This is a genomic window from Alteromonas sp. ABH2_165, from assembly GCF_056159945.1.
On the sequence record NZ_JBSWWF010000001.1, the window covers coordinates 279,487 to 291,028 of the forward strand.

General features: G+C 50.8%; 11 protein-coding genes. 9 read left to right on the plus strand and 2 right to left on the minus strand.

Annotated elements, in window-relative coordinates:
* Nucleotides 1-12 precede the first annotated feature (12 nt).
* The 4 genes from ACXAFQ_RS01130 (at nt 13) to ACXAFQ_RS01145 (ending at nt 6,757) form a co-directional block, all read left to right on the plus strand.
* Nucleotides 13-1,365 carry a DUF1329 domain-containing protein gene (locus tag ACXAFQ_RS01130; protein ID WP_474817769.1) on the plus strand — a complete coding sequence of 451 codons (1,353 nt, stop codon included), beginning with the start codon at nt 13-15 and terminating at the stop codon, nt 1,363-1,365.
* 76 nt (nt 1,366-1,441) lie between these two features.
* A complete protein-coding gene (locus ACXAFQ_RS01135) occupies nt 1,442-2,545 on the plus strand; it encodes a WD40/YVTN/BNR-like repeat-containing protein (RefSeq protein ID WP_474817770.1) in 1,104 nt (367 codons plus the stop codon).
* Nucleotides 2,545-4,929, plus strand: coding sequence for an efflux RND transporter permease subunit (locus ACXAFQ_RS01140; RefSeq protein WP_474817771.1), 2,385 nt, complete (start codon nt 2,545-2,547; stop codon nt 4,927-4,929). Before ACXAFQ_RS01135 ends, ACXAFQ_RS01140 begins: the two co-directional genes overlap by 1 nt.
* Before the next feature lie 118 nt (nt 4,930-5,047).
* Nucleotides 5,048-6,757 (plus strand): sigma 54-interacting transcriptional regulator, encoded by a 1,710-nt coding sequence (locus tag ACXAFQ_RS01145; protein ID WP_474817772.1) that lies wholly within the window; start codon nt 5,048-5,050, stop codon nt 6,755-6,757.
* A 57-nt stretch (nt 6,758-6,814) separates the two neighbouring features.
* On the opposite strand, the gene ACXAFQ_RS01150 is transcribed toward ACXAFQ_RS01145, so the two are convergent.
* Together ACXAFQ_RS01150 and ACXAFQ_RS01155 are read right to left on the minus strand one after the other, a co-directional pair.
* Nucleotides 6,815-7,189 carry a hypothetical protein gene (locus tag ACXAFQ_RS01150; protein ID WP_474817773.1) on the minus strand — a complete coding sequence of 125 codons (375 nt, stop codon included), beginning with the start codon at nt 7,187-7,189 and terminating at the stop codon, nt 6,815-6,817.
* Nucleotides 7,167-7,625 carry an FAD-dependent oxidoreductase gene (locus ACXAFQ_RS01155; protein ID WP_474817774.1) on the minus strand — a complete coding sequence of 153 codons (459 nt, stop codon included), beginning with the start codon at nt 7,623-7,625 and terminating at the stop codon, nt 7,167-7,169. Before ACXAFQ_RS01155 ends, ACXAFQ_RS01150 begins: the two co-directional genes overlap by 23 nt.
* Nucleotides 7,626-7,711: 86 nt before the next feature.
* Here ACXAFQ_RS01155 and ACXAFQ_RS01160 point away from each other — a divergent pair, with 86 nt between their 5' ends.
* The 5 genes from ACXAFQ_RS01160 (at nt 7,712) to ACXAFQ_RS01180 (ending at nt 11,508) form a co-directional block, all read left to right on the plus strand.
* The gene (locus ACXAFQ_RS01160; RefSeq protein WP_474817775.1) at nt 7,712-8,506 is read left to right on the plus strand and encodes an SDR family NAD(P)-dependent oxidoreductase; all 795 of its coding nucleotides are present in this window, start codon (nt 7,712-7,714) and stop codon (nt 8,504-8,506) included.
* Between the two features lie 413 nt (nt 8,507-8,919).
* Nucleotides 8,920-9,843 (plus strand): catechol 2,3-dioxygenase, encoded by a 924-nt coding sequence (locus ACXAFQ_RS01165; protein ID WP_474817776.1) that lies wholly within the window; start codon nt 8,920-8,922, stop codon nt 9,841-9,843.
* Between the two features lie 21 nt (nt 9,844-9,864).
* Nucleotides 9,865-10,143, plus strand: coding sequence for a phenol hydroxylase subunit (locus ACXAFQ_RS01170; protein ID WP_474817777.1), 279 nt, complete (start codon nt 9,865-9,867; stop codon nt 10,141-10,143).
* 88 nt (nt 10,144-10,231) lie between these two features.
* Nucleotides 10,232-11,239 carry a ferritin family protein gene (locus tag ACXAFQ_RS01175; RefSeq protein WP_474817778.1) on the plus strand — a complete coding sequence of 336 codons (1,008 nt, stop codon included), beginning with the start codon at nt 10,232-10,234 and terminating at the stop codon, nt 11,237-11,239.
* On the plus strand, nt 11,239-11,508 hold the full coding sequence (locus ACXAFQ_RS01180) for an MmoB/DmpM family protein (protein WP_474817779.1): 270 nt from the start codon (nt 11,239-11,241) through the stop codon (nt 11,506-11,508). Before ACXAFQ_RS01175 ends, ACXAFQ_RS01180 begins: the two co-directional genes overlap by 1 nt.
* The last annotated feature ends 34 nt before the right edge of the window (nt 11,509-11,542 follow it).

Below are 11,542 nucleotides of genomic sequence, written 5' to 3' on the forward strand. Positions count from 1 at the left end.
AGGAATAACCATATGAAAGCTATGATCAAAACCGGAATTGCTGCCGCGCTGGCGCTGAGTTTATCTCCGCTGGCACTGGCAAAAGCCAGTGACGCCGACGCGGCAAAACTGGGTGACACCTTAACGCCATTGGGTGGAGAAATGGCCGCCAACGCCGATGGCTCAATCCCTGCCTGGACAGGCGGTATCAAAGATAACGTGGCGGGCGACCATGCCGGTGACATCCCGCTGGATTTGTTTGCTGACGAGAAACCGCTTTATAAGGTAGACATTAACAACTATGAGCAATACAAAGACCAGCTCAGCGAGGGCACGATAGCCCTGATGAAAAAGTACCCGGATACATTTTATGTGAATGTCTATCCAACCCACCGCACGGCAACGGCGCCCGAGTATGTTATTGAGGGCACCAAACGTAATGCCACCCAGTGCGAGCTCACCGAAAACGGCTACAGCATCGATGGCTGTATCGGCGGTATCCCATTCCCCATTCCGGAAAATGGCAACGAGGTAATGTGGAATTTTCTGCTACGGGTAGAAGCCCCTTCCATCGAATACACGTTTAAGAATGTGGTTGGGAATGCTGACGGCTCCCATACTCTTGCTACCCGTAACGAAATTGCCTTCCAGTACCCGCCTTATTACAGAGATGCGGATCCGGATGACTGGAACGGGGAATATTCCATGTTCCGTTTCAACACCATGGAGCCACCATTTAAAGCCGGTGAATCTCTGGTGATCCGCGACAGCATCGACGCTGACAACCCCCGTAAAGCCTGGCAATACCTGCTCGGACAGCGACGTGTTCGTCGTGCTCCTACCGTTGCTTACGATACGCCTGACTTCGTGGCCTCCGGCGCGAACTACTTCGATGAGGTACAGGGCCTGTTAGGACACATTGACCGCTTTACCTGGACGCTGAAGGGCAAGCAGGAAATGCTGGTACCGTACAACGACAACGGATTTATCAAGCCTTCGGCAGACGAAGCCATCAGTGAGTACCACCTCAACCCGGAGCACGTACGCTGGGAGAAGCACCGCGTGTGGGTGGTAGAGGCAAATGTCGCTGAAGGTAGTCGTCACGCCGTACCCAAGCGCACCTATTACATCGACGAGGACTCCTGGGTGATTCTGCTGATAGACGGTTACGACGCCGAGGGCAACTTGTGGAGAACCTCTCAGCTGACTCCCTTTGTGGTGCCTGCCGTACCGGCGGTATTGATTAAAACTGCCACCGTATTCAACCTGCAGGCAAAAACCATGAGTGTGATTCAGTCACTGAACGGTGAAAGTTTTCACGTGGTAGATGCCAAGCCTGAAACTTACTTCACTGGTGACGCGGTAGCTGCAGATGCGGTGAGATAGTCGTGCGGAGGAGGGGCGTGAGCTCCTCTTTTATCGGTTTGAGACTTTACGGAAATTGCCTCACATGAAACGAGTAATGAAATCTCTTGTATGCGGTCTTGGATTTTTTGTTTCCGGTCTGGCGTTGACTGCTGCCAGCGCTGCAGAAAAGCCAATGAGCGATACTTTAAAGCAGGTGCTGACGTCGGATGCCAAGCGCAACAAAAACGGCCTGCAGAGCCTGCAACTTGCACTGGACAACGCAGGCTCAAGACTGGTGTCAGTGGGTGAGCGGGGCGTGGTTCTGCTGTCAGATGATAACGGCGAAAGCTGGCGTCAGGCTGAAAAAGTACCGGTTTCCGTCACCCTAACGTCGGTGAGCTTTGCCGATGAGATTAATGGCTGGGCTGCCGGGCACAGTGGCGTAATCATCCATACCCGGGATGGTGGTGAGACCTGGGAAGCCCAGCTTAACGGTGCAGAAGCTGCGGAACTTGCCATGGCTGAGGCGCTGGAAATGATAGAAAACGGCATTGAAGCCGGTGAAGAAGCCAAAAGAAATGCTGGTTACCTGGTCAAGGAAGGGGCAGACAAGCCTCTGCTTGCTATTCATTTTGCCAACGATAAACGCGGCTGGGCTGTGGGCGCGTATGGTCTTGCGCTGGCGACGGATGATGGCGGACAACACTGGTATTCCATTATCGGACGATTGCCTAACGACATGGGGAGCCATCTTTATCAGGTGCTGGAGAAGGGCAATGAACTGCTGATTATCGGTGAGCGGGCAGCCGTGTCTGCATCTGATGACAGTGGTAAAGCTTTTAAGCGGGTTACTACGCCCTACATCGGCAGTTATTTTGATGGCCTGTTATTGGAAAACGGCGCAACGCTGCTGTACGGGCTGCGCGGCAATATCTGGCTGCAATCCGCCGACGGCAGTGCGTGGCAACATATCGATACCGGCATGGAAGTGACGCTGACCAGCGGAGTTGTTTCGCCTGACGATACTATCTTACTGGCTGATCAAAGCGGGCAGATTTATCGCTCGGCAGATAACGGTGCGCACTTTGACCTGCTCGGGCAAACACCATTTGGTGGCATCACAGATTTCATTGCAACAGACAGCGGCTTTGCCGTGAGTACATCCCGTGGCACACACGTGCTGAAACTGGAAAACCTTGTGCAGGGAGGTAGTCGTTAATGAGTGCACAACACACCAGAGAGGAAACCCTGATCCGACACCTGGAAGATTTTGACACCGGATCCGGTCGTCTGCTGGAAAGAGCTATCTTTAATTTCCGGCCGCTGATTATCCTGTTGTGTCTGGTGGTTACTGCGGTATTGGCTTATCAGTCAGGCCGCCTTGAATTAAGCGCCGGTTTTCAGAAAATGATCCCCGGCAATCATCCTTATATCGTGAACTTTCTGGAAAACCGCAAACAGCTTGCCGACACCAGTAACGCCCTTAGAATTGCGGTAGAAAATGAGAACGGCACTATTTTTGATGCTGAATATCTGGAAACTCTGCGACAGCTCAATGACGAATTATTCCTGATGCCCGGTGTTGAGCGGCCGTTTATGAAATCTCTCTGGGCACCGTCAGTCCGCTGGACGGGTGTTACCGAGGAGGGGCTGGATGGTGGGCCGGTCATTCCTGACAATTACGATGGCTCGGTAACCAGCCTGGATCAGGTGCGCCTCAACGTGGAGCGTTCCGGCGAGGTAGGTCAGCTGGTGGCGTCTGATTACACATCCAGCATTATTCTGCTTCCGCTCAGGGAAACCAATCAGGACGGCGAGCAGATTGATTATCATGAGCTTTCCGGCTATCTCGAATCGGTACGTGACAAGTATCAGCAAAACGGCATTAAGATCCACATTACCGGTTTTGCCAAGGTGGTGGGAGACCTCATCGACGGCCTGCAGCAGGTGCTGGTGTTCTTCGCGATTACAATTGGCATCTGCACAATAGTGCTCTTTATCTATACCCGCTGTATCCGAAGTACGCTGCTGGTGGTGGTGTGTTCTCTGGTGGCGGTAGTCTGGTTGCTTGGCCTGTTGCCAACGCTTGGCTACGAGCTGGATCCATACTCTATTCTGGTTCCGTTTCTGGTGTTCGCTATCGGTATGAGCCACGGTGCCCAGAAAATGAATGGCATCATGCAGGACATTGGTCGCGGAATTCATAAGCTGCTGGCAGCACGCTATACCTTCCGTCGGCTATTTGTGGCTGGTATTACGGCGCTGGTTTCTGACGCTGTAGGATTTGCCGTTTTGATGGTGATTGATATCCCGGTGATTCAGGATCTGGCCGTCACCGCCAGTATCGGCGTGGCAGTACTCATATTTACCAATCTCATTCTGTTACCGGTATTGCTTTCCTATACCGGGGGGTCTGCCAGTGCCGCTGCCCGCAGTGTGAAAGCGGAACAGCGTGATGCGAAAGACATCAACCATACCAAACATCCGTTGTGGGCTTTCCTGGATTTATTCACCCGCCGTGGTGTCGCAACGGTTACGGTTATCGCTGCACTGGTACTGGGGATAGGTGGTGTCATCATCGGTTCGCAGGTAAAAATCGGTGATACCGATCAGGGCGCGCCAGAGCTTCGCCCGGATTCCCGTTACAACCTCGATAATGCCTATATCACGTCCCACTACGCCACCAGCAGTGATGTATATGTGGTGATGGTGAAAACCGGTCAGTACGCCTGTGCCCACTATAGCACCCTGATGGATGTGGATGCTTTGGAACAATCGCTGCGTCAGCTTCCGGGAGTAGTGACCACATCATCCCTGGCAGGTCTTGCCAAAGTAGCGAATGCCGGTATGAACGAGGGGAATCTGAAATGGTACGGCATCCCGCCTTCACAGGGCATGCTCAATGCCATCATTACCCGGGCTCCCCGGGAAATGTTTAATCAGAACTGCGACTTGCTGACCATTTTCGCCTATTTGCAGGACCACAAATCCGACACCCTAGATGATGTAGTGAATACCGTTGAGAGCTTTGCTTCAGAGCATAACAGCGAGGATATCACCTTCCTGAATGCGGCAGGCAATGCGGGCATAGAAGCCGCCACCAATATTGTGGTGGAAAAAGCCAATACCCAGATGCTGCTGTATGTTTATGCCGCTGTCATTCTGCTGGCATTCCTAACCTTCCGCTCGTGGCGTGCAGTGCTGTGTGCTGTATTACCCCTGATGCTGACGTCTGTGCTCTGTCAGGCTCTGATGGTATGGCTCAATATCGGCGTTAAAGTGGCGACACTGCCGGTAATTGCCCTGGGCGTGGGGATCGGGGTGGATTATGCGCTTTATATACTGACGGTAGTTAAAACCCGTCTTAGCGAAGGGGCTAACCTGTCTAATGCCTATTACGATGCATTGTTGTTTACCGGCAAGGTGGTGGTACTTACCGGTATCACGCTGGGTATTGCGGTTGCTACCTGGGTGCTTTCACCCATTAAGTTCCAGGCCGATATGGGAATTCTGCTGGCCTTCATGTTCATCTGGAACATGCTGGGAGCACTAATTCTGCTGCCAGCGCTGGGTCACTTTTTTCTAAAAGAACAAAAGGCATAATCGATATAAGAAAATAAAATTTAACAAAATAGTAACACAAGGGTGAGGATTCACCTTATGATGGAGGTCGAAAGACCTCCATGCATGTTTCACGATTTTTACTGAGTGGACCAGAATCATGATAGCAGAACATCATATTGAGAAAGAAAAGGCGTTAGTAGATAAGTTCGATTTGCGCTCGAAACTCCGGTTCAATCAGGAGACGGGTAAGATCTGGCTTGGTGAAAACCGTCTCCTGCTTTTTCATGCCAAAGCCATGATGGAGATGCGGGCAAAGCTTTTCGATACCCTCGACAGTGATTCTGCTAAACGCATTCTTATTCGTATGGGCTATGTGGCCGGCGAGCAGGATGCAGATCTGGCGCATAAAATGGCCAATGAAAAGCCAGACTATGATGTGTTCAGTCTGGGTCCCGAAATGCATGCTTTTGAGGGGCAGGTACGTTCTCACATTACCGACTATGATATTGACTGGAAAGACGGCCGTTTCTTCGGAGAGGTCATGGTAGAAAACTCCTGGGAAGCAGAAGCGCACTTGCAATCTATGGGGCTGAGTAGCGAAGCAAGTTGCTGGACAATTATCGGTTATGCATCAGGGTATACCAGCCGCTTCTTTCGTCGTTTTATTGTATTCAAAGAAACAGAATGCATGTGTAAGGGCGAGGCTCACTGCAAGTTTATCGGTAAACCTGCTGACTGCTGGGATGCCGAGGCCTACGTAGACTTATTTCGTGATGCACCACTTGAACCGTCGTTCCGTGCTATCGAAGATGAACTGAACCAGCTGAGGGGAAAACGTAAGGTCCGTCACGATACTGACGGCCTGGTTGGCGCGTCGCCTCAGTTTACCAATGCCCTGAATTTGCTGAAGCGTGCTGCTGATACCCCCATCAATGTGCTGTTGCTGGGTGAGACCGGAGTGGGTAAAGAGGTGTTTGCCCGCTGGTTGCACGAGCACAGTCCCAGAAAAGATGCCCCCTTCATTGCGGTTAACTGCGGGGCAATTCCTGATGAACTGATTGAGTCAGAACTGTTTGGTGTAAAAAAGGGCGCGTATACGGGGGCACAGGATTCCCGGCCAGGTCGGTTTGAACGGGCTGACGGTGGTACATTATTTCTCGATGAACTTGGTGATTTGCCGTTATCAGCGCAGGTTAAACTCCTGCGGGTACTTCAAACCGGTGAAGTGGAGCGACTCGGTGATGATGTGGTTCGCAGAGTCAACGTGAGGCTTGTAGCTGCCACTAATGTGGACTTGCAGAATGCCATCAAAGAAAGTCGCTTCAGGGCCGATCTTTATTACCGTATTGCCACTTATCCGGTGAGTATACCGCCTCTCCGTGAGCGCCTGGCAGATATCATAATGCTGGCCGCATTTATGGTAGATAAATTCTCAGGAATTTATCAGAAAACGCTCAATGGATTTTCAGAGCGGGCTGTGCAGGCTTTATCCGCGCACGACTGGCCGGGTAATGTGCGAGAACTGGAAAACGTCATCGAGCGAGGCGTGCTGCTGACGGGGGAGGGGGAACAGATTGAGGTGGAGTCTCTGTTCGTCGCGGTACCGGACGCGGTGCAGGAAAAGCTCGACGGGCCTGATACGGTTTCACAGAGCGGCAATATCACAGCGGTAGATAAATCGCCGGAGTTTAATGAAGGTTTCTATGACCGTCTGCTGGAAGACGGACAGTTCGACATGGCCCAGCACGAACAGCAGCTGTTTGAGGCGGCGGTTCGCAAAGCCGATGGCAACCTGACTCACGCCGCCCAGTATCTGGGTGTGACCCGGCGACAACTTGCCTATCGGATTAATGAGAAAAGTCGCTAAAAAAGTGGCCGGAAAGCATAAACTTTCTGGCCTGTTCATTGTTAAAGTTTTCGCCAGCTAACCTCTTGCACGGCGATGTTTCATACCTGCCATAACTTCCGCCAGACGTTCTACCGCACCAATGGATTCACCCGGGTCGATGACGGCATGAGGATTTCCGAAATCATTCTCTGCACCGGTCTGCACCAGCAACCCATCTCTGCGCGGATAGAAGGACACTTTCTTGGAAAAGTATTGTACGCCGTAAGTGACCTCGGGCTGAGGAATTAACTTACACGTCTGTCCGCGCACTGGCAGGATACTGTCATCAGCCAGAAGCGCCCTGGCACCGTAACCGGTGCAGTTGATGATGGTGTTTTCTTCAAAGTTACTGAAGTCCTGCTTCTCCTTCAGCTCCCGATACACGATATCACCGCCTCCGGAGAGAAACACCTCCGTGAGCCCCGTGATGACCTTTAGTTTCGAAAGGAGTATCGGAGAGCTGAAACATTCTTGCCAATTCTACCGGGTTGCCGTGTAGGCCAAGCAGGGTCTGATATTTTCTGAAGGATGTTCGCGCCATCTGCTCCCAGATGCTGGCAAAAGGCTGCGCGTAGGCAGCAGAAATGATGCGGGAATCTGGTGACCAGATGCCAGTGGCAAAAGAGGAGCGCACGTAAGGCGGCCGTTCTTTAGCATAAATGGTCACTTTCATTCCTCTACGCTGAACCTGAATAGCGGTAGTCAGGCCAATAGCACCACAACCCAGTACCGCAATGGTTTTGACACCTGTCAGTGAGGCCATTTGCTCATTGTCTAATTTTTCGATTGTTATATCCGTATTAAGTACAAGCAAAGAGGCATAGAAAATAGCGATACTTTGTATCACAAGAACGTCTGGCTTCAGGTCGGTAAAGATTTAACCGAAAACACTGAGTCAGACCTGATTCATTGTTGCAGATACAGGAGACTATTATGCAAATCGAATTTTCAGGAAAAACCGCTATCGTCACAGGTTCTACGAAAGGGATTGGTCTGGCAACAGCATCAATGCTGGCAAATGCCGGAGCAAAAGTCTTCCTCACAGGACGAACAGAACAAAGCGTCAATGAGGCCGTAGAAAACCTTAAATCAAGATTTCAAAAAGCAGATATCACCGGAGTGGCGGCGGATTTGGGCACGGCTGAAGGCTGCAAAGTGCTTACCGATAAAGTTCCTTCCTGCGATATTCTGATTAACAATGTGGGCATTTATGGTGCCACGGATTTTTTTGAAATCAGCGATGAGGAATGGCAGCAGTATTATGATGTGAATGTAATGTCTGCAGTGCGCCTTTCCCGCCACTATGCCCCTGCCATGGCTGAGCAGAAATGGGGGCGGATTTTATTTGTTGCCTCAGAGTCGGCGATTAATATTCCGGTGGAAATGATTCAGTATGGCACGTCGAAATCTGCAATTCTTGGCTTATCCCGTGGACTTGCTAAACGTATGGCTGAAACAGGTGTTACAGTGAATGCCGTATTGCCCGGACCAACGCTTAGTGAAGGCGCTGAAAGTATTCTGCAGGATATTGCCAGCGAACGTGATATCAGCGTGGATGAGGCAGGCAAGCAGTTCGTAACGGAAAATCGCCCCTCTTCGATCACGCGTCGCTTTGCCAGTACCGAGGAAGTAGCGAATATGATTGTATATACCTGTTCAGAGCAGGCCTCAGCTACCACAGGCAGCGCCTTGCGCGTTGATGGTGGAATCGTCGATTTCATCATGTAACTAAGGTTAATGTGTGTCTGTCGGAAAAATGCCGACAGACCACAGGCTACTCGTTTTCCTGCCCGGGATGCATCACTCACTCCACTTTTATCTCTTCTACTTCAAGTGCCTCCGTCCATTTCGACTTCTTACCAACTTCAGCCAGTGTGCAAGCCAACCCAATACCATTCTTGCCTCATCGTATTTCTGACTACTGAATAAAACGCCCCTGGCTTTACAATTTTGTCAGGCACGCTGACAGCCTGACATTTACGTAAAGAAAAAGTTAAAGATTTCTGTTTATTCTAATTGTCTTAATTTAATTAATTCAATAAAAACAATGTCATGAAAACGTGGCACGCATCCTGATGTTGGTTAATAAATTGTTGCATTTGTAAGTACTGTTTTATCAATAACGGAGAATAATTATGGCGATGACAGGGGTATTACGTCCGGGACACGCAGTGGTACGGGTACTGGATCTGGAAGAGTCGATTAAGTTTTATCGTGATGTTATGGGCCTGGTTGAAACCGGTCGTGACGATATGGGGCGGGTCTATTTCAAATGCTGGGATGAGCGTGATCATAGCAGTTACATTATCCGTGAAGCAGAACAAGCCGGTGTCGATTTTATCGGCTTCAAGGTACTGGATAACGACACACTGGATAAGCTGGAAAAAGATTTAAACGATTACGGCGTGGAGACCCGCCGCATTGAGGCCGGCGACCTGATGGAAACCGGTGAGCGTGTTCGCTTCACGCTGCCATCTGGTCATGAGTTTGAACTCTACGCAGAGAAAACCTCTGTGGGGAACGGGATGTCTATGGAGAACCCTGCTCCCTGGTATGAAGACAGCGAGCGGGGTATCGCACCGGTTCGCCTTGACCATGCGCTGCTGTACGGCCCTAACATTGCCGAGGTGAAAAAGATTTTCTGCGATGTGCTCGGCTTCTATCTTGTTGAGCGCGTGATCGGTGAAGACGGCAAAACAGAGGCGGGTATCTGGCTGTCTTGTTCTCATAAAGTCCATGATATTGCTTTCGTGGAATACCCTGAACCGGGCAAATTACACCACTGTTCATTCTTAATGGAAAGTTGGGAGCGGGTACTGAGAGCTGGCGACATCATGTCCATGAACGATGTCGCGGTAGATATCGGCCCGACCCGACACGGTATCACCCGCGGTTGTACCATCTATGCCTTTGACCCTTCGGGTAACCGCTTCGAGACCTTCATGGGCGGCTATCATCCTTATCCTGACTACGAAACCCTCACCTGGACCTGGGATAACTTTGCCCAGGGCCTGGATTACCCCCAGCGCAAGCTGCACGAAAGCTTCCTCACTGTTGTCAGCTAAGCGCCAGTACAGGAGTCAGTTATGAACGAGAGTATTGCGGCAAGTCCTGAACAGTTTGATATCACGCGCCAGTGGGTGCGGGTAACAGGCAAACGGGAGGATGGCTTTATCGAGTTTGATTTCAGCATGGGCGAACCGGAAGTGTTTCTGGAAATGGTCCTGAAGGAAGACGACTTCAAAGCATTCTGCCAACAGCGGCAGGTCGCATTTCTGAAGGCTGACAATGAACCCGGTGATGCTGAAGCGTCACCCTGGGACTGGCGTCTGCATGATGCCACCCATCATTTCAGAGACGCCTGACACAGAAAAATTATCGCAAAGGGAGAGGTGGCAAGTGGCGCGAGCCGGCGTCTGTCACCCTAAATCACTATAAACGGAGTAAACCGAAATGCAGATAGATGTACAAACGGTAAGCATTACACCGAAGAATAATACCTTTACTCATTTACAGAAGCGGTTCGGCAATAAAATCCCGTCCCGTTATCAGGAAGCCAGTTACGATTTGCAGGCATGTGAGAACCTGCATTACCGCCCAACCTGGGCACCGGAACAGCAGTTGTACGATCCGGATCTCAGCAAAATTCGGATGAACGACTGGTACGATTTAAAAGATCCCCGTCAGTTCTATTACAGCACTTATACGCTAAACCGGGCAAAAAAGCAGGAAACCATGGAGTCTAACTTCTCCACAGTAGAAACCCTGAAACTGATTGAGAACCTCCCGGACAATGTACGGGATGATGCCCAGAAAGTGCTACTTCCACTGCGGCATGTGGCCTGGGGAGCAAACCAGAACAATACCTTTGTTTGCGGCTATGGTTACGGTGCCATTTTTACTCAGGCGTGTATGTACCATGCTATGGATAACCTTGGTATCGCCCAGTACCTCTCGCGTATTGGTCTGATGCTGGATGATGTGGTGGCCCTGGAAGGGGCAAAAATAGACTGGATGGAAGCGGATGCCTGGCAGCCACTTCGCCGCACTATGGAAGACCTGCTGGTGGTGCGTGATCCGGTAGAGCTGTTTGTTAAACAGAATTTTGTCCTTGATGGTTTGCTGTACCCGCTGGTGTACCTTCGCCTTGTTGATGAATTGATGGTTGAAGAAGGCGGCTCAGGGCTCTCTATTCTGACTCAGTTCATGAGCAGCTGGTATTCCGAATCTGCCCGCTGGGTCGATGCCATGGTTAAAACCATGGCAGCGGAATCTGATGCCAATCGTGCTCACCTCGAAAACTGGATCGATTCCTATTCTTCTCATGTTTCTTCTGTGCTGATCCCTGTGGCTGGTCTTGTTCTGGAAGGCAGTGAAGCGGATCAGGAAGTCGCCACTGTACACGGAGCCATGATGGCCCGCGCCCGCAAGCTTGGCCTGTTCAAGCAGGAGAAAGCCTGATGTCTAACGTGTTCATCATTTTACAGGCCAACGAGGACACCCGTCCCATCGTCGAAGCCATCGAAATTGATAATCCTGACGTCGAAGTGGTGCAGGAGCCCGCGATGGTAAAAGTGGTTCGCCCTAATCAGTTAGTGATCAAACGGGAAACCATCGAAGAACAGGTAGGCCGCGAATTCGATATGCAGGAAATCGGCATCAACCTCGTCACGCTAAGTGGCAACGTTGATGAAGACGAAGACAGCCTGACCTTAACCTGGAATAGCTAGATAAATTCAAGTCGCTGTCGGTGAACAGCGAGGC

Bases quoted from the DNA above. Each gene is read 5' to 3' on its own strand.
- ACXAFQ_RS01160 (WP_474817775.1), top strand. From the start codon at position 7,712: ATGCAAATCGAATTTTCAGGAAAAACCGCTATCGTCACAGGTTCTACG.
- ACXAFQ_RS01175 (WP_474817778.1), top strand. From the start codon at position 10,232: ATGCAGATAGATGTACAAACGGTAAGCATTACACCGAAGAATAATACC.
- ACXAFQ_RS01145 (WP_474817772.1), top strand. From the start codon at position 5,048: ATGATAGCAGAACATCATATTGAGAAAGAAAAGGCGTTAGTAGATAAG.
- ACXAFQ_RS01165 (WP_474817776.1), top strand. From the start codon at position 8,920: ATGACAGGGGTATTACGTCCGGGACACGCAGTGGTACGGGTACTGGAT.
- ACXAFQ_RS01170 (WP_474817777.1), top strand. From the start codon at position 9,865: ATGAACGAGAGTATTGCGGCAAGTCCTGAACAGTTTGATATCACGCGC.
- ACXAFQ_RS01130 (WP_474817769.1), top strand. From the start codon at position 13: ATGAAAGCTATGATCAAAACCGGAATTGCTGCCGCGCTGGCGCTGAGT.
- ACXAFQ_RS01140 (WP_474817771.1), top strand. From the start codon at position 2,545: ATGAGTGCACAACACACCAGAGAGGAAACCCTGATCCGACACCTGGAA.
- ACXAFQ_RS01180 (WP_474817779.1), top strand. From the start codon at position 11,239: ATGTCTAACGTGTTCATCATTTTACAGGCCAACGAGGACACCCGTCCC.
- ACXAFQ_RS01135 (WP_474817770.1), top strand. From the start codon at position 1,442: ATGAAATCTCTTGTATGCGGTCTTGGATTTTTTGTTTCCGGTCTGGCG.